This window comes from Granulicella pectinivorans (assembly GCF_900114625.1).
In the GTDB taxonomy this organism is placed as follows: domain Bacteria; phylum Acidobacteriota; class Terriglobia; order Terriglobales; family Acidobacteriaceae; genus Edaphobacter; species Edaphobacter pectinivorans.
Genome location: NZ_FOZL01000001.1, coordinates 4128914 through 4146381 on the forward strand (window position 1 = coordinate 4128914; position 17468 = coordinate 4146381).

At 57.1% G+C, this 17468-nt stretch carries 16 protein-coding genes; 11 read left to right on the forward strand and 5 right to left on the reverse strand.

Annotation, left to right across the window (positions count from 1 at the left end):
- Nucleotides 1-14 precede the first annotated feature (14 nt).
- The 3 genes from BM400_RS16595 to BM400_RS16605 all read right to left on the reverse strand — a co-directional run bounded on the left by BM400_RS16595 (nt 15) and on the right by BM400_RS16605 (nt 2476).
- Nucleotides 15-545 (reverse strand): general stress protein, encoded by a 531-nt coding sequence (locus tag BM400_RS16595; RefSeq protein WP_089840829.1) that lies wholly within the window; start codon nt 543-545, stop codon nt 15-17.
- A 197-nt stretch (nt 546-742) separates the two neighbouring features.
- Entirely contained in the window at nt 743-2077 is a 1335-nt protein-coding gene (locus BM400_RS16600) for a cytochrome c3 family protein (protein WP_245781920.1), read from the reverse strand.
- A 117-nt stretch (nt 2078-2194) separates the two neighbouring features.
- The gene (locus BM400_RS16605) at nt 2195-2476 is read right to left on the reverse strand and encodes a c-type cytochrome (RefSeq protein WP_175529075.1); all 282 of its coding nucleotides are present in this window, start codon (nt 2474-2476) and stop codon (nt 2195-2197) included.
- A 313-nt stretch (nt 2477-2789) separates the two neighbouring features.
- On the opposite strand from BM400_RS16605, the gene BM400_RS16610 reads away from it, so the two are divergent.
- The 11 genes from BM400_RS16610 (at nt 2790) to hypE (ending at nt 14195) form a co-directional block, all read left to right on the forward strand.
- A complete protein-coding gene (locus tag BM400_RS16610; RefSeq protein WP_089840835.1) occupies nt 2790-3983 on the forward strand; it encodes a hydrogenase small subunit in 1194 nt (397 codons plus the stop codon).
- A complete protein-coding gene (hybA, locus tag BM400_RS16615) occupies nt 3980-4927 on the forward strand; it encodes a hydrogenase 2 operon protein HybA (RefSeq protein ID WP_089840837.1) in 948 nt (315 codons plus the stop codon). The genes BM400_RS16610 and hybA overlap by 4 nt, the downstream gene beginning before the upstream one ends.
- Nucleotides 4928-5109: 182 nt before the next feature.
- Complete coding sequence (gene nrfD, locus BM400_RS16620; RefSeq protein ID WP_342714596.1) at nt 5110-6246, forward strand: NrfD/PsrC family molybdoenzyme membrane anchor subunit; 1137 nt, start codon at nt 5110-5112, stop codon at nt 6244-6246.
- Nucleotides 6246-7943, forward strand: coding sequence for a nickel-dependent hydrogenase large subunit (locus BM400_RS16625; protein WP_175529077.1), 1698 nt, complete (start codon nt 6246-6248; stop codon nt 7941-7943). Before nrfD ends, BM400_RS16625 begins: the two co-directional genes overlap by 1 nt.
- Nucleotides 7940-8521, forward strand: a complete 582-nt coding sequence (locus BM400_RS16630; RefSeq protein WP_175529078.1) for a hydrogenase maturation protease — start codon at nt 7940-7942, stop codon at nt 8519-8521. Before BM400_RS16625 ends, BM400_RS16630 begins: the two co-directional genes overlap by 4 nt.
- On the forward strand, nt 8514-8906 hold the full coding sequence (gene hypA, locus BM400_RS16635; RefSeq protein ID WP_175529079.1) for a hydrogenase maturation nickel metallochaperone HypA: 393 nt from the start codon (nt 8514-8516) through the stop codon (nt 8904-8906). Before BM400_RS16630 ends, hypA begins: the two co-directional genes overlap by 8 nt.
- Complete coding sequence (gene hypB / locus BM400_RS16640) at nt 8873-9550, forward strand: hydrogenase nickel incorporation protein HypB (RefSeq protein WP_089840845.1); 678 nt, start codon at nt 8873-8875, stop codon at nt 9548-9550. Before hypA ends, hypB begins: the two co-directional genes overlap by 34 nt.
- 1 nt (nt 9551) lies before the next feature.
- Nucleotides 9552-11798, forward strand: a complete 2247-nt coding sequence (hypF, locus tag BM400_RS16645) for a carbamoyltransferase HypF (RefSeq protein ID WP_089840847.1) — start codon at nt 9552-9554, stop codon at nt 11796-11798.
- 12 nt (nt 11799-11810) lie between these two features.
- The gene (locus tag BM400_RS16650; protein ID WP_089840850.1) at nt 11811-12068 is read left to right on the forward strand and encodes a HypC/HybG/HupF family hydrogenase formation chaperone; all 258 of its coding nucleotides are present in this window, start codon (nt 11811-11813) and stop codon (nt 12066-12068) included.
- A 41-nt stretch (nt 12069-12109) separates the two neighbouring features.
- Nucleotides 12110-13195 carry a hydrogenase formation protein HypD gene (gene hypD / locus BM400_RS16655; protein WP_245781922.1) on the forward strand — a complete coding sequence of 362 codons (1086 nt, stop codon included), beginning with the start codon at nt 12110-12112 and terminating at the stop codon, nt 13193-13195.
- Nucleotides 13113-14195 carry a hydrogenase expression/formation protein HypE gene (gene hypE / locus BM400_RS16660; protein WP_245781923.1) on the forward strand — a complete coding sequence of 361 codons (1083 nt, stop codon included), beginning with the start codon at nt 13113-13115 and terminating at the stop codon, nt 14193-14195. The genes hypD and hypE overlap by 83 nt, the downstream gene beginning before the upstream one ends.
- 11 nt (nt 14196-14206) lie before the next feature.
- Here the strand turns inward: hypE and BM400_RS16665 are convergent, their stop codons facing one another.
- Both BM400_RS16665 and BM400_RS16670 read right to left on the reverse strand, forming a co-directional pair.
- Nucleotides 14207-16342 carry a porin family protein gene (locus tag BM400_RS16665; RefSeq protein ID WP_089840857.1) on the reverse strand — a complete coding sequence of 712 codons (2136 nt, stop codon included), beginning with the start codon at nt 16340-16342 and terminating at the stop codon, nt 14207-14209.
- A 114-nt stretch (nt 16343-16456) separates the two neighbouring features.
- Nucleotides 16457-17425 carry a DmsE family decaheme c-type cytochrome gene (locus BM400_RS16670; protein WP_089840859.1) on the reverse strand — a complete coding sequence of 323 codons (969 nt, stop codon included), beginning with the start codon at nt 17423-17425 and terminating at the stop codon, nt 16457-16459.
- Nucleotides 17426-17468: the final 43 nt, after the last annotated feature.

The window sequence follows — 17468 nt, forward strand, 5'->3', positions numbered from 1 at the left end:
GAACCCAGTCAGTTTTACGCGGCCAAGACTGGCGCACCGTGAAACTCGCACGACGTGTGAGGCGTCTTGGAGAGGATCTTCTCGGCTTCGATCGCTTCATCGTGGCTGCCATTCACGACCAAGACAAAATGATCGGACTTGAGAGCGACTTCGTATTGAATGACGCTGTCCTTTGGGATGCCGAGACTGACGAGTCCGGCACCGATAGCACCAACTCCGCCCACCACAACCGCGCCTTCGAGGCCCGCCACGATCCAGGCGACGAGTGGGCCGGCCACCAGGATGGGACCTATCCCGGGTATGGCGAACATTGCGGAACCAAAAAGCAATCCCCAAAAGCCCCCCCAGAAAGCGCCCATTTTGCCCCAGTACTTCATGCGATCGCCAGCGTTGTAATAGCCGACGACATGCTCATCCGTGTGGGTATCCCTGGCGGCGATCGAGAGGTTTTTCATCGGGATGCCTCCTTCTTGAAGCTGCTTGACTGCCAGCTCTGCCTGTTCATGGGTCTTGTATACGGCGACGACTGAAGCGAGGGTGGACATGAATGCCTCCGGGGTTCTAGTTATTTTCTTTCATCTCCAGTCTTCCACTCTCAGCTCCTCTCGGCTGTGCAATACGACTCTCCGCGAACGCAGGGATATCGGCATCCACTCCCGGCGCGCAACATCCCGCGTAACATCGCACTCGGCGGACACCCAGGGTTATTGGACCGACGACGGAGGAGAGTATTCCACCAAGATCAGTTGGCTTTGGCGATGCCGAGATCTGCCAAGAGCTTCGGGTGAAGCTCATCGGTAAACACGAGGTTATGACACGTGGCACAGTCGTTGGTAATACTCACGGCCGCCTTGCTTGCATGGTTTCCATCGTGACAACGGAAGCAGCCCGGCGAATCGTTGTGGCCAATGTTATTGGGATGCGTGCCCCACTTCACGTTCATCGACGGGAAGACATTTGAACTATAGATGTTGACCAGTGTTTTCGCGGCGGCGTCGATCTGAGGGCGCTGGGTATTCCAGATGGCGGGATACTGCGAGCGGTAGAAGGTGACGAAGTCCGCCGTAATGCGTACCTTCGCATCTTCCCTGGAGACGTACTTCGCCGTGATGAGAGCAAGACCCTCTTTGTGCACAAACGGCAAGGAGGCACTGGGACTGCCCTGCGCCATGTCTTTGTTGAGTGCATTCTCCGGTGTGTCGAAGGAGTGCGCGGCTCGATTATGGCAATCCATGCAGTCCATCAAGCGTTTCGCTCCCGTGGGTCTGCTCTTGGTACCGTCCGCGAGAAACTCCGTGACGGAGCTATCCGCGTTGGTCTTCGCGACCCAAGGGATCGTCTGATTGGTGGTATCGGTTGCGATGTATTCGATCTTGCCCATGTGCGCCCCATGTATACCACTGAGGCCGCCGAACGCGTCCCGTCCACCAACATGCAAGACTGTGAGTGAAGAGGTCTTCGAGTTGGTCTCGTCATCGGCAAACGATGTCTGGATCGCGATCTTGTCCCCGACAAACTGTTCTGGACTATGACAGTTGAGACAGGTGGAACTTGCGACGGGAACCTTATTGTTTGCCATGATGGGCTTTGGATAATCATGGACAAGGACCATCATCAGTTGCTTTGTGCCGTTGACCTTGGCATGGATGTAACCTGCGGTACCCGGGGCAACATGACACTCGGTACATGCAACATTCGAGTGCGACGAGATGTGATACGCGGTAAACTCCGGTGTCATCACATGGCAGGTCGCACCGCAAAATGACACCGTGTCCATGTATGCCACGCCTCGATACGAAGCGGTGCCCACGATGATGAAGTTGATAAGCGTCGCGATCACCACAAAATCGATTCCACGGCGAAAGATCGGATCGTTAAGGCTGATCTCAGGAAAGAAGGCCGGAACCTGATCCGTAGAGAGGAGATAGCTCCTCCGAACCAAAATCCCAACCAGAATCAGCACCAGACCTGCGACGAATACACCCGGCAGAATGAGATCGAAGAGAATGCCAAGATAAGGGTTCGCCGAGCCGCTGCGGCCAAAGAAGCCGACCACCCAAAAGCCAACCAGCACCATGGCCGAGGCGGTGGTGACCGCCCCTCCAAGAAGGCTCAACCAATTATTCCCATAGAAAAGAAATGGGCGCAGCCAGGACGCTCGGAACGAACTCAGATTTGGCATGCTGCCTCTCGCTTACTTCTGCAGCGTTCGAATATAAGCGACTACATCCTTGATCTGTGGTGCCGTCAGCTTCGAGGTGTAGGCAGGCATCTTCCCTTTTCCATTCGTAGTGGCCGCGATCAGATCTGCGTCAGATGCCTTCACCAGATCGGGCGAGCTGAATGGAATAGCCTTCATCGCCTTTCCAGCAGGCGTGCTTGCTGATCCATCCACGGCGTGACACATCATGCACTTGGCCTTGTACGTTTCGGCACCCGTTTGTGCATGGGCCGCTATGGTTCCGGATGCGCTCATGATCGTGATTGCAGCAGCTACAAGGTATCTTCCCACGTTCATATCTCCTGAGATGCATGTCTCGCAGAGCTTCTGTCAACTCTCTGCGGATAGCCAAAAGCGCTAATCAGGAGTATGGGTCGACACACACGGGAAGGCTGTGCTCTTTTGCTCACGTCCATAGAAAGAAGACTTGCAAAGCGTCGAAGCCACACGGGATGAGCAATGCGATACATCCACTGCCGAAGCGATACGGCTAAGCTGAACACGTCGAAGCAAGGTCTGTCCCCTCGGACAAGAGCAGTCTCTCCTTCAAGAAATTTCAGGCGGCAGAATGCCCAATGCTCTGGTTGCATCCGCGAAGGTTCTTGAAACAATCGACGAGCGTCTGCTTCGTTGTGGCATCAGCCGCCGAGCCTTTCTCATCTTCTGTTCCAGCCTGATGATTGCCGCACCGTATGGCCTCGCCATTACGGAAAAGAAGACGCCGGAGGAGGTCGCAGCCGGACTCGGCAAGGTGGTCCGTCCGCCCGTGATCTGGCTTCACTTTCAAGACTGCACGGGCTGCACGGAATCTCTTCTACAAACATCACATCCGGACTTTGGCGATCTGATCCTGAACATCATATCGCTCGAATACCACGAGACGTTGATGGCAGGATCTGGTTTACAGGCACGGCAGGCGCTGGATGAGGCCGTGAAGAAATATGCGGGCAAGTACATCCTCGTAGTCGAGGGATCGATCCCCACCAAGGATCAAGGGATTTACATGAAGATGGCGGGTCGACCCGCTCTGAATGTTCTTGCGGACATCGGTGGCAAGGCTGCCGCGATCGTTGCGATCGGGTCCTGTGCTTCCTGGGGCGGCATACCCTCTGCGGATCCCGATCCGACCGGCGCAGTCGGCGTCGCCGATCTTCTTCCGAACAAGTCGATTGTCAATATCCCGGGTTGCCCGCCGAATCCCTATACGCTCCTCGGTGTGCTGCTGCAGTACGCGTCGAACGGTACGCTACCGGAGGCGGATGAACTCAGACGACCCAAGTTTGCCTTCGATCGCGACATTCATGAACATTGCACACGGCGAGCACACTTCGATGCGGGCAACTTCGTAAAACAGTATGGCGATGAAGGGCATCGGGAAGGCTGGTGTCTTTACGAGATGGGCTGCAAAGGTCCTGAGACACATGCGGGCTGTTCGACGCGGCACTTCAATGAAATTCCCGATGTGTGGCCCATCGGCATTGGGGCACCATGCATCGGCTGCACGGAAAAGAGCGTCGCGTTCCGTATTCCGATGTTTCAGGTTGTCCAGTTGCATACCATCGCGGCTCCGCCAACCAGCTTCGCCCCTATCACCACAACACATGGCAGCATGAGTCCCCTTGCGACAGGACTCGTTGGACTGGGTGTTGGCGCGCTTGCCGGTGCAGGGTACGTGGCGTCGCGCAAGTTCTCGAAGGAACAGGGCTACGACGGCCCCCCAGGTTCGACACCATCCAATTCAGAACCGGGAGACGACGCATGACCGCTCCGCTCACGCGACGCCAGGCTTTCAAGGTAGCCGCCGGACTGGGTGGCGCCATCGCAGCCGCGGTGTTGCCCAAGCCGGCTCAAGCGTCAACCGAAGAACATCCGGCTCATCCTGTTGCCGCTCCCGACGCGATTGCAATGCTCTACGACAGCACCATCTGCACCGGATGCAAAGCCTGCATGCCTGCGTGCAACGAGGCCAATGGTCTACCCACGGACACTACACTCTCAGGCGGTATCTGGGACATGCCGACCGGACTGAATGCCAAGACAAAGAACATCATCGAACTCTACGAGGATCCACAGACGGATGAGTTCGCTTTCGTGAAGAAGCAGTGTATGCACTGTCTCGACCCGGCGTGTGTAACCGGATGCCCCTTCGGTTCGCTCGTGAAGCGTGATCTCGGAGCTGTGACATGGAACAGCTCTCTGTGTATTGGCTGCCGGTACTGCGAGGTCGCCTGTCCCTTTGAAGTGCCGCAATTCCAGTGGGAGAACTGGAACCCCAAGATCGTCAAGTGCGAGTTCTGTTACGACCAACGTCTCGTCGAAGGCCTCGAACCGGCATGCACGGCAGCCTGCCCAACGGGTGCTGTGATCTTCGGTAAGCGAGTCGATCTGCTCAGCAAAGCTAAAGACCGCATCACAGCAACGCCGGACAAGTACTTCGAGCAGCGCGTTTACGGAGAGCATGAGGCAGGCGGTACGCAGGTGCTGTATCTTTCCGGCGTTTCCTTTCAAAAGATCGGTCTCCCTAAACTCGGCAACACCTCGATTGGGCACTACGCCACCAAGGTCACCTCGGTTCTCTATAAATGGCTTGGCGGTCCCGTCGCTGTGGCGGGTCTTCTGGGCTTCTTCATCCGGCGCAACTGGAAGCGCCACGAGTTGGAACGATTGACACAAGAGAAGAAGACAGGGTATCCCGACCAGCTATGACACCGACCACACCCACAGAGGACAAGAGGGGCACGACTCTCATCAATCACTGGCAGTGCGGTGTGCCAGTCACGCGCGGACCCGTGCTCAGCCCACTTCTTTTCGTGCTCATCGCCATTGCAGCACTCGGTCTGGGGTTAGCGGCACTCCGCTTCGTCTCTCCACTTGGACCATTCTCAGGGATGAACGACGTCTATGCCTGGGGCATCTGGAAGACCTACAACGTCATGACGCTCACCGCACTCGGCTCAGGCCCTTTGGCGCTCGGAATAGCGGCGTGGGTCTTCGACCGGCAGAGGCTGCACGTCGTGATGCGAACCGCACTGGTCTCGGGTTTCCTCTTTTACTCCACAGGTCTTATCGCTCTGGGCTTCGATGTCGGGCGTCCCTGGAACTTCTACAGTGCCCTCCTTCCATGGCGTTGGAACAGCGGGTCGGCGATGCTCGAGATCTCTATTTGCATGCCACTTTATTGCGCCTTATTCCTATCCTTCGAAATTCTCCCTCTTTTTCTCGAGCGGCTTTACTACACCGGGAACGAGAAGAGTCGTGCCTTTCTTCGTCACTTCTCCCCGGTCATCCGCAAAGTCTATCCGTTCTTCCTCGTCGGAGCTTACGTTATACCGCTGATGCATCAATCTTCTCTGGGCGGTCTTCTACTTCTGGCCGGCACGAAGATCAATCCTTTGTGGCAGACACCCGTCATGCCTTTGCTCTACCTTATCGCGGCAGGCTTGTGCGGCATCGCCTTCACCATCCTTCTCCTCATGATCGCTTGCCTCCGCTATCGAAGATCTCTCGATGCGGGCATTCTCAACGAGCTCGCTCAAATACTCGCCGGAGTATCCTTCGTCTTTCTCACGATCCAGTTTTGCGATCTCTTATGGCGGCATCAACTCGCTGCTGTGTTCGCCTTCGACCGGATGAGCTTTCTATTCTTAGCTGAGACAATTCTGATCGCTGCACCCGCCGTCGCTCTCTGCTTTCGGCGCCTGCGTGGGACACCACGATCGCTGCTCAACATGTCTGCGCTAGCCTGCGTGGGAGGAATGGCTTACCGCTTTATCCCAACATCCATTGCCTATGAGCCCGATCGCAGCACGGCCTACTTCCCCTCAGCTCCGGAGATCGTGATGGCCGCAGGTTACATCGCACTCGGATGCGTAGCCTTCACCCTCGCCGTCAACTACTTTGCGGTTCTGCCTGGGGAGGCCAGCACATGGGATCACAGCTTCCGTCCCTTTCGCTGGCCACACAAGCTGATGCCCCAGTCCAACACCCACCCACACCAAACCGCACCACTTGAAAGAGGGATCTGATGGCCCGTATCTCCATAGACCCCGTGACTCGCATTGAAGGTCATCTTCGCATCGACGTCGAAGTTGAAGACGGCATCGTCAATAAGGCCTGGGCGAGTTGCACGATGTGGCGTGGCCTTGAAGCCATTCTGCGTGGTCGCGACGCACGTGAGGGTTGGGTCTTCGCCCAACGCTTTTGCGGAGTATGCACGACGGTTCACGCCATGGCCTCGGTTCGCGCAGTGGAAGACGCGCTCACGCTCGAAATCCCTCCCAATGCGCAATACATCCGCAACCTGATTCTTATCTGTCATGCCCTGCACGATCACATCGTGCATTTCTATCATCTATCCGCACTGGACTGGGTCGACATCATGCAAATTCCCAAGGCGGATACAGCCAAGGCGGCATCAATCGCGGAGGGTGCTAGTTCGTGGAAAGGAAACTCCCGGCGCGAGCTCGAGACAGTGCAGAACAAGGTGAAGGGGCTTGTCGCGAGTGGCCAGCTTGGAATCTTTTCGCATGGATACTGGGGTCATCCGGCCATGCGGCTCAGCCCAGAGTTGAACCTCATTCTTTTCTCCCACTACCTGCAGGCACTGGACTTCCAACGCAAGTCCTGCCAAGTCGTCGCGATCCTTGGAGGTAAAACACCGCATATCCAAAACCTTGCGGTGGGCGGCGTGATGAACGCCATCAACCTCAACAGTCTCGCAACCATGAATATGGATCGGCTCGGAATGCTCAAGGCTATCCTAGAGGATCTCATTCCGTTCGTGCAGCAGGCTTTCCTCGTCGATAACTGCCTGCTCGCTGCCTCATACCCTGAGTACTTCAAGTACGGCCGTGGCGTTGCAAACTATCTCGCGGTGCCGGATCTTCCTCTCGATGCGAAGGCCACGAAATTCGATCTGCCGGGCGGTGTCATTATGGGCGGAGATCTCAGCAGCATGAAGCCTATCTTGAACTGGAAAGATGAATCCTTCCGCAAGGCGGTCACTGAAGACTCAACCCATGCCTGGTACAAAGGTGGCGGGCCCCTGGAACCATACAAAGGCGAGACCATTCCGGACTATACCGACTTCCAAGAAGAAGCAAAGTACACATGGGTCAAGGCGCCACGTTATGACGGCAACCCGATGCAGGTCGGCCCACTCGCCAACGTTCTCGTAGGCTATGCAGCCGGTCATCCACTCACGCGCAAGTGGACAGACGTAGCCTTCAAAGGGATCGCCTCCGTTCATGGCTTGAAGGTCACAACAAACGATATGCAGTCCACCATGGGACGATACCTTGCACGTTCGATCCGCTCTTCTATGCTTGCCGACCTCGCACTTGAACACCTTGAGCTGCTCACCACCAATATCCTGAACGGCGACCATACCACGTACAACGTGCCCCAGTTCCCCACTGGCGAGATGATGGGCATGGGGATGCACGAGGCGCCGCGTGGCGCTCTCTCACACTGGGTCGTCATCAAGAACGGAGCTTTCACCAACTATCAGGCGGTCGTGCCCACCACCTGGAATGCGAGCCCGCGTGACGAGAAGGGCGTTCCCGGCCCTTACGAGACTTCGCTCATCGGCAATCCGGTGGTCGACGCAGAGAAGCCACTCGAGGTCCTGCGCACGGTCCATTCTTTCGATCCATGCATGGCCTGCTCCTGCCATACGCTCGATGCGACCGGCAAGGAGATCGCGCAGGTGAAGGTACAGTGACTATCCTCGACAACAATGCGATACCATCCATCTCCATCATCGGCCTAGGCAATGTCTTTCTCGGCGATGACGGCTTCGGACCACTGGCTGTAGAGACGTTTCGCTGCGCCTATCGGTGTGGGCCGGAGGTTGAGGTACTCGATCTTGGCACGCCAGGGCTCGATCTCGCGCCGTACCTTTACGACCGTGAGCTTGTCGTCGTCGTCGATGCCGTCCACGCCGACCTACCGTCAGGAACTCTCTCCATGTTCAGCGAAGAGGACTTCGTCAGCCAGCGTGCCAAGCTGCGCATCACTGGCCACGATCCCGGTCTATGGGAGTCTCTCGCCCACCTCCGACTGGCGGGATTCGCGCCAACCGAACTCATCGTGCTCGGCGTAAATCCTACATCGTGCCGCTACGCTGAAGGGATGAGTCCCGAAGTGCTCGGGAGCGCAACGGAAGCGGCAAAGACCATCGCACAGCTCCTTGTGGATCACGGCATCGCCTGTGACCCACGCGAGGGATCGACGCCGCCGCAGTTGTGGTGGATGCATGTCGCACCTGGCGAGCAGACGGGGGTACCCTGGCATGCATGAGATCTCCGTCGCAGAGGGCATCGTCGAGTTGGTTGAGGAGAAGGCACGAGCGCAGCGAGCATGCAGTATTACGCTGATCAAGCTCCTCCTTGGTGAGTTCACGACGATCGTACGAGAGGCACTCGAGTTCGCGTTCGAGATCGTCTGCAAAGGCACTCTCGCCGAACACGCCCAATTGGAGATTGAGTTCGTTCCGATGATCGTGCGTTGCGTCGTCTGCGACGCAAACACCAAGCCTATCGGTGGGCTGTGCTTGATTTGCGCGACGTGTGGCTTTCCCATGGAGATCGTCTCCGGCGAGGATCTGCGGATCGAATATATCGAGATAGAAACAGAAGAGGAGCGACTGCAATGGAACGAGTACCTGTCCAAACAAATGTCCTGAATGCAAACCAGGAGACCGCGCAAAGGAACCGGTTGCAATTTGCAGAGCGGAACCTGCTGGTCGTGAATCTGATGTCGGCGCCGGGCGCAGGTAAGACCACCCTGCTCGAGGCGACGATCAAGGCACTTAGCGGCCGTCGCCGCCTGGCAGTCATCGAGGGCGATCTCCAGACCGATCTCGACGCACAACGGATCCAAGCGCTCGGTGTACGCTCCCACCAAATCACCACAGGAACGGTCTGTCATCTCGATGCACGTATGGTTGCGCGCGCCCTCGACGCCTTCTCCATCGAAGAACTCGATCTCCTGGTGATTGAGAATGTCGGCAACCTGATCTGCCCGGCATCGTTCGACCTTGGCGAGAGTCTTCGCGTTGTGGTTTGCAGTGTTGCGGAGGGAGCTGACAAGCCGAAGAAGTATCCCATCATGTTTAACAAGGCCAACGTCGTCCTCATCAATAAGATTGATTTGGCGGAAGCCTCAGATGTCGATTTGCAGGAACTGGAGTCGAACGTGAGGCAGGTCAATCCCAATGCGATGATCTTTCTCCTTTCCGCAAAGACCCGGATCGGTCTTGATGCCTGGATTGAGTGGCTCGAGCAAGCCATCGAACTCCATGCGGTGAAAACCATGGCGAGTGTATAGCATGGGCGTCGCGGCATCCGCACCGGTTGAACGTCTTCACATCGCGCTGAGTGGCGCTGTGCAAGGCGTTGGATTTCGTCCCACGGTCTACCGGCTGGCGACCAGGATGCGACTTTCTGGCTGGGTGCGAAATATGGCAAGTGGCATCGAGATGGAGGTCGAGGGCACATCGGACCAACTCGAAGCATTGCTTCTCGAGCTAAAAGTCTGCAAGCCCGAAGCAGCCGTCATCGCGACTGAGGAGATATCCCGCATTCCTCCCACGGGCAAGGTGGGGTTCGAGATCCTGGGGAGTCGCGGAGATGCATCGGAACCCAAGGGAATAAGCGTACTCCCTGATCTTGCCACCTGTCCGGAGTGTCTTGCTGAAGTTCTTGCCCCTGCCAACCGTCGCTTCGGTTACCCATTCACGAACTGTACACTCTGCGGCCCGCGCTACAGCATTCTTCTCGACATACCCTATGACCGAGCGCACACCACGATGAAGCAGTTCGTTCAGTGTGCGGCGTGTCGCCGCGAGTATGACTCGTATCAAGATCGGCGCTTTCATGCGCAACCTAATGGCTGTCGCGCCTGCGGGCCTCGTCTCTACCTCTGGCCGCCAGGCATGAAGGGAGATAACCCGTTTGCCGTGGCGGCGTGCGCACTCGCAGAGGGTAAGATCGTCGCATTGAAAGGCATCGGCGGCTTCCAACTACTCACAGATGCCCGCAGTTCCGCGGCCGTGAGCCGTCTGCGCGAGCGCAAGCATCGCGACGAGAAGCCCTTCGCGTTGCTGATGCCGTCTATCGAGAGTGTTCACCAATATTGCCGGGTCAGCGGAGCCGAGCAAGACTTGCTGCAGTCGCAAGCATCGCCGATCGTCTTGCTTCGTCCGAAGGACTCCCATGGACTCGCCCCGGAGATCGCACGCTTCTCCCCCTTCTTCGGGGTAATGCTTCCCTGCTCTCCGACCCATCATCTTCTCATGCTGCAGTTCCCCTACCCGGTGGTCGCAACGAGCGGCAACCTCGCTGGCGAGCCAATCGCAACGGAAGATGAAGAGGCGCTTCTTCGATTGAAAGAAATAGCTGATCTCTTCGTTCTTCACAATCGCCCGATAGCCCGTGCCTGTGACGATTCCATCGTGCGCGTGATGACGAGTTCTGCCCCGCAGGTTCTGCGCCGCGCCCGCGGATATGCACCTCTGCCCATCGCCGTGCCACACCACCTACGGCCTGTGCTTGCCGTTGGTGGTCACCTCAAGAACACTGTCGCCATCGGACTTGGTCGCCAAGTCGTGCTCAGTCAACATATCGGCGACCTCGATTCAATGGAAGCACGCGATGCGTTCAGCCGCACGATCGCGGACCTCTGCGCGCTGCACCGCTTCAAGCCCGAATTGCTCGCGTGTGATTCTCATCCCGACTATGCATCCAGCACCTGGGCAAGAGAGCACGCTCTTGCCATGGGACTTCCTCTCGTCGAAGTTCAGCACCACCACGCTCATGTCGCCTCCTGTGCTGCAGAGAACGGCCTTCGTGGAGAGTACCTTGGTGTGGCTTTCGACGGAGCAGGTCTCGGCACAGATGGAACTATCTGGGGCGGTGAGTTCTTCCGTGCAAGCGCCGAAGGATTCGTACGAGTCGGTCACCTTCGCCCCTTCCTCTTGCCAGGCGGAGAGCAAGCAATGCGAGACTGCTCCCGTTCGGCAGCGGGTGTGCTCTGGCAGGCGCTCGGTCCCAAGCAAGCGCGAACGCTCATCGCGCCGGGTATCGCAACCATACTCGAGCACGGCATCCAGGCTCCTGCGACTTCAAGTGTCGGCCGACTCTTCGATGCTGTAGCGCATATCACGGGGGTCGCCGCAGGAAACCCATTCGAGGGTGCAGCCGCCATGCTGCTCGAGAGCGCCATAGGAGACACGCGATCGGATGCATCGTATGAGATCGGCTGGCGGGATGGTGTCGGCGATTGGACACCCCTTATCCGCCAACTGGTTACAGATCGGCAGATGCGGGTAGACAGAAAGATACTTGCCATCAAGTTCCACAACGCCCTGGCAAACTGGATTCTTGCCGTGGCTCAAAGCAGCGACCTTCCTTGCGTTGTGCTCAGCGGTGGTGTCTTTCAGAACGCCTACCTCACCATGCAGACGAGCCGACTTCTCGAGTCTCATGGTTTCTTCGTCTCAACCCACCACCAGGCTCCTGCTAATGATGGCGGTCTCGCGCTCGGCCAGGCTGTCCTCGCGGGACAAATGCACTAGAGAGGTAATGCCATGTGTCTCGCTGTACCAGGGAAGATTCTCACGATCCTCGTCGACCCGCACTTTGGCCTGCGCCGAGGAAAAGTAGATTTCGGCGGCATCCGTAAAGAGGTGTCACTCGATTACACACCCGATGCGTGTGTGGGTGACTACGTAATGGTTCACGTAGGTTTCGCGCTCTCGGTCGTCGATGAAGCCGAAGCGAACTACGTCTTTGATGCACTCAAAGAGATGGATCTGCTGGAGGAGTTGGAGGTGATCGCGACATGAGGTTCCTCGACGAGTACCGAGAATATGATTCCGTTCAACGCATGGCGAAGGAGATCCACCGCATCGCCACTCACCCCTGGACCATCATGGAAGTCTGCGGTGGCCAGACCTACACCATCGTCAAGAGCGGCTTGCAGGAGCTTCTGCCCAAAGGAATCACTCTTGTCCACGGTCCTGGCTGCCCCGTCTGTGTCACGCCCGTTGCCATGATTGATCGCGCCGTCGCAACCGCATCGCTGCCACAGGTTATTCTCTGCTCCTTTGGCGACATGCTGCGCGTTCCGGGATCGGCCCAGAGCCTGCTCGATGCCAAGGCTCTGGGCGCAGATGTGCGTATCGTCTATTCACCGCTCGATGCCTTGCAACTCGCGCGCCTTCATCCACAACGGGAGATCGTTTTCTTCGCCGTAGGATTCGAGACGACAGCACCCGCAAACGCAATGGCCGTATGGCAGGCGGCTCGAGAGAAGCTCACTAACTTCTCAATGCTCGTCTCCCATGTTCTGGTGCCCCCAGCTATGGAGGCAGTGCTTGCCTCACCCGATTGTCGCGTGCAGGCCTTTCTCGCGGCAGGCCACGCCTGCATGGTCACCGGTTATCACGAATACCTCTCCATCAGCTCAACGTATCTCGTTCCCATCGTGGTCACTGGATTTGAGCCATTGGACCTCCTCCAGGGAATCCTGATGCTCGTCGAGCAGCTTGAGAGTGGGCGCAACGAGGTGGAGAACCAGTACACCCGCGCTGTGCAACAGGCGGGGAATACACACGCCCAGCAGCGTGTGAGCGAAGTCTTTGAGGTCACCGATCGGGTTTGGCGTGGCATCGGAAACATCGCGTCCAGTGGGCTGCGTCTGCGCGCTGCATATCGCGACTTCGACGCTGAATTTCGATTTGGTCTCATTCTCGAAGAAGCTGAGGAGTCTCGGGAATGCATCGCCGGTCTCGTGCTTCAGGGCATGCGCCGCCCCTATGACTGTCCTGCATTTGGCACACGCTGTACCCCCGACACTCCGCTCGGAGCGCCCATGGTCTCGTCCGAGGGTGCTTGCGCAGCCTACTTTCACTTTGGAAGGCGTAAAGAAGATGAACCCTCTCTCGTGTCCCTTGCCTCACCCTGCCACTGACCGCATCCTGCTCGCCCATGGTGGCGGCGGCAGGCTCACGCATCAACTCATCGAGAACGTCTTTCTGCCCGCCTTCTCCAATCCTGCCTTGAACGCTCGCCACGACGGAGCGCTTCTTGCGAGAAGCGGGGAGCGGCTCGCGATGACGACAGACACCTATGTCGTCAAACCCCTCATCTTCCCAGGCGGCAACATCGGTGACCTCGCTGTGAATGGCACAGTCAACGATCTCGCGATGTGTGGTGCAAAGGCCATCGCATTAAGCGCAGGATTCGTTCTTGAAGAAGGCCTTGCCATGGCGACGCTGATCCATGTTGTCTCAGCCATGCGGGATGCAGCCAGGGCTGCAGGTGTTCCTATCGTTACGGGTGACACCAAGGTTGTCGACAAAGGAAAGGGAGATGGAATTTTCATCAACACCACCGGCGTCGGAGTCGTCCTTGCTCCGGATCCGATCGGCCCAGAGCATATCCGCAGCGGCGATGTTGTGCTCCTTAGCGGAGACCTGGGATCGCATGGAATCGCCATCCTCTCGGTGCGGGACGGGCTCGAGTTTGAGGGCGATGTCCGCAGCGATACGGCCTGCCTCTGGCCCGCGGTCGAAGCACTCTTTACTGCTGGCATCGAAGTACATTGTCTGCGCGACCTCACGCGTGGAGGACTTTCTTCCGCGCTGAACGAAATCGCTATGATTGCGGGACACCGCATCACGGTCGACGAGGTTCTCATCCCTGTAAAGGAGGTCGTTCGCGGTGCCTGCGAATTGCTTGGGCTCGATCCGCTCTATGTCGCCAATGAAGGCCGCTTCGCCATATTTGTTCCAGCAAAGGATGCAGATCAGGCGCTTGCCATCCTCCGTGCCGAGCCCGTCTCAGCAGGAGCTGTTCAAGTAGGCATGGTCCACGAACACACATCGGGGATCGTCACGCTGCGCAGCCGCATAGGCGGAAATCGTGTGCTCGATATGCTATCCGGCGAACAACTGCCACGGATCTGCTGATCTCATTCCGGTCAGAATGCGTACCGGACGGCCATTGTCGTGACGTTTCCGTGAAAGCTGCGAGGCAACGTGGGACCGGTAGGACCGGCTTCGCCATAACCGTAGTAGTTGTAGTCACCCTTCCACAACCAGTTCGGCGCCATATCGATCGACAAGCCCGCATACGGAGTATAAAACTGCGACTGCAACGATCCTGGCACCTCCCGGATATTGATGTTGTCGACCGTACCGTTCACGGCCGTGACGCGGTACCCGGCGTTAAGATGAGCCCGCTTAGCCGGCATCATCATCAAGCCCAGAGAGGCGAAATGTGTCGGTGCGTTGTAGTAGCCAGTACTGCGAAATGGCGTAGCAGCCGTGACACAGACTGCTGGAGCAACACCAGCCGTAGGTGGCGCGGGAGTGGAAGCGTAACACTCGAGAGTGCTCGAATAAACGTCGTTGTAGGAATAGTTGAGATCGAGAGACCAACGTTCACTCTTCGAGATCGAGCTCCCCAGGGAGAAGTCGCGATTGTGTTCTAGATGATTGACGGTCTGCACATTGTTGCGGCTCTCACGGAGGTTCATCGTACCTGCAAAAACAAGCCACGACCTCGGCTTGTACGTCGTCCGCACGATGTAGTGCTGAAGTTGCCGGGGACTGATCCGTGTATAAGAGCGATCGGCATACATCGCTTCGAGATTGAAGTTGATGCGCAGTTGGGGTGTCGGGCGAAGAGCCGCACCAAAGAGCCCCCAGTCTTCGTGTATCGGGATGAAGTCTCCGCCGGAAGTCGTAATGATGCGACTACGATAACGATAGCCTGCCGTCAGTCGTGCACGCGGCTTCACATCCCAGGCGACGACGAAGGTGTCCGTCTTTGTCTTCTGATTCAACGCCTGATAGCTCGGGGTTGTGGTCGCCGTAGCGATGCCTGGCGCGGCGAGCATCGTGGTTCCTGCATAGTCCGTCTCGGTCAACGAATTGGTGCCGGGAACCCGGAAGTCGGAGAAGTCGAAGAGGTTGGTCGCCGAGATCTTCGGTGCGATCTGCCAGGTCACACTCAGGTCGCCATCTACATTGATGCGCCGGGCTCGAGCGGAGCCGGTCACGATCGATTGGCGAAGACTGGTGCGGGAGAGGAATCCGTTGAAAAACTCGTTATAGTTGTTCAGGTTGCTCGTTGACGCACTGTAAAGAACACGGCCATTGAAGCTCAGTTGGGGGACAGATGCACTCTGAAATCGCATCTGCTCGGTCGGGGCGAGCGTGCGCGTTGGTGCGGAACGGTTGTAGGCGAGGAAGGCGTTACAAGCCGGGTTGACGGTCCCACTCGTGGCAAACGGTGCGGCGCAGGGGGCGGCCCAGACGGATGAGAGATCGATGCCAAGAGCGACCGGTGTTCCATTCGAGAGCTTATAGTTCAGTCCCGTCAACTGCCAGCTCGTATCGCCTTTGTAATGCATGACGAATTGGTCGTAGCTCAACGTCGTGTGTGGATCAAGCTTGTAGTCGAGTCCTAGATTCCAAGTATCCGTACCGTTTCGCCATAACTGCATCAGTTGTCCTTCGCCACCCTCATGCACGGCGCTGTAAGAGGGGCCCTGGCTGACGTTATGGTTGTAGGCGAGCCGTACAGAGAAACGTGACAAAGGCGCGAGCGTCAGATTAAGGTCCGTGTTGCGCCGCACCGTATTGAAGAGAATAGGCGACTGATTCAGGGGAACATACGGAGATGAGGTAGGCGGAATCAACGGATTGCCCAAAAGATTGTAGTCAAAATACTGGCGACTGCGGCGGAAGCTCCCGCGAAAGTCATACATCTTCCCTCTGGAGAAGTTCAGCGTCGTCACACTATTGGGATCGCCACCATAGCCAAAGCTGTCGGTGGCCAAACGGTCGAAGAGACGCACATGATGCGAATCCACAGCCCGCAGGTCAAGCGTGTAATTCATCATGCGTGGTCCGGTTTGTAGATTGACCAGCGTGTCGTACATCGCTCCACTGCCGGAGGTCGACGCAATGTGTCCGCCGGATTCAATCGTCTGATGGATGATGTATCCGAAGCGTACATTGTCCGAAGGCGTTGGTGGCGAAGCATCTTTCGATACCAGCGGGACGGGGCTTTGCATCGCGGGAGGAACCGCCGTCTGCGCAACCAACATCGCACTCCATAGCCCAGATAAAGGCAAACAAAGGATACCCGTCGCCCAAACAGCCTGCGATGCGTGGTTCCGTAACAATGGCAAACGCACTCGATTTATCATCCTTGGCCGCCCTTACTTGAAGAAGTTCGCATCGACGTTTGAGCCGTGGATCTGGGTATGGCAGCTTGTGCAGGCTTGATACTGGTTCGCCTGGTTGTGAAAGGACGGTGTACCAGGTGCCGTGAAGTTCATCGATGCCGTGTGACACTGCAGACAAAGAGAGTTCACATTGCTGCGAGTCAAGAGTCTTGCATTGGGCGAACCGTGAGGAAGATGGCATGATGTGCATCCGTCTGTCTTCAACGGAGGGTGCTCGTGAACAAACGGCCCCAGCGTCTCGACGTGACATTTTGTGCATACAGCATTTTGATCGGCCCCGGACTTTAGAAGTTTGTCCTTCATCGTGCCGTGCGGGTTATGGCAATCGCTGCACGTCAGGACACCTTCGTTGACCTTGTGGTGAAAGGGTTGCGAGAAGGAAGCTTTCACATCGGTATGACAGCTATAGCAAAGCTTCGGCTCAGCCACCTTCAATAGGTTTGTTTCCACCCTAAAGGCATGGCTGCTGTGGCAACTCGTGCAGCTCACTCCAGCCTCTGCATGCGCCGAGCGATCGAAGTTAGCGTGTGTCCCAAGATGGCATGAGAGGCACTTAGCATCAACCATTTTCGAAGACGCCTTTTCAAACTGAAAGATCTTGGTGACGTCCCCCCCCGACTCCACATGCTCCCTGCCGGCACCGTGGCAACCTTCACACGTAACGCCCTTCCCTCCATGGGTCATCGCAAGTGCGACATGAGGATTGGAAGCGAATTTGCTGGATAGGTCTGCGTGGCAGGTGGCACAAGTCTCCGAACCAACGAAGTCGGAAGCTTTTGGAGCGGCGGCTTTGGGACTGGTGACGACCTGCTTCTGCTGTGCGGCACTGACCGGCCCCAGCTTCCATAGGCAAGGGATCAGTGCGAGTAGGAAGAGTGCAAAGAGCAAACGTCCCAGAGAAATATCCCGATGGCGGGACAACCATGAATCTTGTCGGGACATAGATCACGTCCTCTTGATGATTCTGAATAGATTGATTGTGACT

What these genes read in the sequence shown, in the direction of transcription:
- BM400_RS16595 (WP_089840829.1), bottom strand. Translation starts at nt 545, where the DNA reads ATGTCCACCCTCGCTTCAGTCGTCGCCGTATACAAGACCCATGAACAG.
- BM400_RS16600 (WP_245781920.1), bottom strand. Translation starts at nt 2,077, where the DNA reads ATGGTGCTGGTTGGCTTTTGGGTGGTCGGCTTCTTTGGCCGCAGCGGC.
- BM400_RS16605 (WP_175529075.1), bottom strand. Translation starts at nt 2,476, where the DNA reads ATGAGCGCATCCGGAACCATAGCGGCCCATGCACAAACGGGTGCCGAA.
- BM400_RS16610 (WP_089840835.1), top strand. Translation starts at nt 2,790, where the DNA reads ATGCCCAATGCTCTGGTTGCATCCGCGAAGGTTCTTGAAACAATCGAC.
- hybA (WP_089840837.1), top strand. Translation starts at nt 3,980, where the DNA reads ATGACCGCTCCGCTCACGCGACGCCAGGCTTTCAAGGTAGCCGCCGGA.
- nrfD (WP_342714596.1), top strand. Translation starts at nt 5,110, where the DNA reads ATGAACGACGTCTATGCCTGGGGCATCTGGAAGACCTACAACGTCATG.
- BM400_RS16625 (WP_175529077.1), top strand. Translation starts at nt 6,246, where the DNA reads ATGGCCCGTATCTCCATAGACCCCGTGACTCGCATTGAAGGTCATCTT.
- hypA (WP_175529079.1), top strand. Translation starts at nt 8,514, where the DNA reads ATGCATGAGATCTCCGTCGCAGAGGGCATCGTCGAGTTGGTTGAGGAG.
- hypB (WP_089840845.1), top strand. Translation starts at nt 8,873, where the DNA reads ATGGAACGAGTACCTGTCCAAACAAATGTCCTGAATGCAAACCAGGAG.
- hypF (WP_089840847.1), top strand. Translation starts at nt 9,552, where the DNA reads ATGGGCGTCGCGGCATCCGCACCGGTTGAACGTCTTCACATCGCGCTG.
- BM400_RS16650 (WP_089840850.1), top strand. Translation starts at nt 11,811, where the DNA reads ATGTGTCTCGCTGTACCAGGGAAGATTCTCACGATCCTCGTCGACCCG.
- hypD (WP_245781922.1), top strand. Translation starts at nt 12,110, where the DNA reads ATGGCGAAGGAGATCCACCGCATCGCCACTCACCCCTGGACCATCATG.
- BM400_RS16665 (WP_089840857.1), bottom strand. Translation starts at nt 16,342, where the DNA reads ATGTTGGTTGCGCAGACGGCGGTTCCTCCCGCGATGCAAAGCCCCGTC.
- BM400_RS16670 (WP_089840859.1), bottom strand. Translation starts at nt 17,425, where the DNA reads ATGTCCCGACAAGATTCATGGTTGTCCCGCCATCGGGATATTTCTCTG.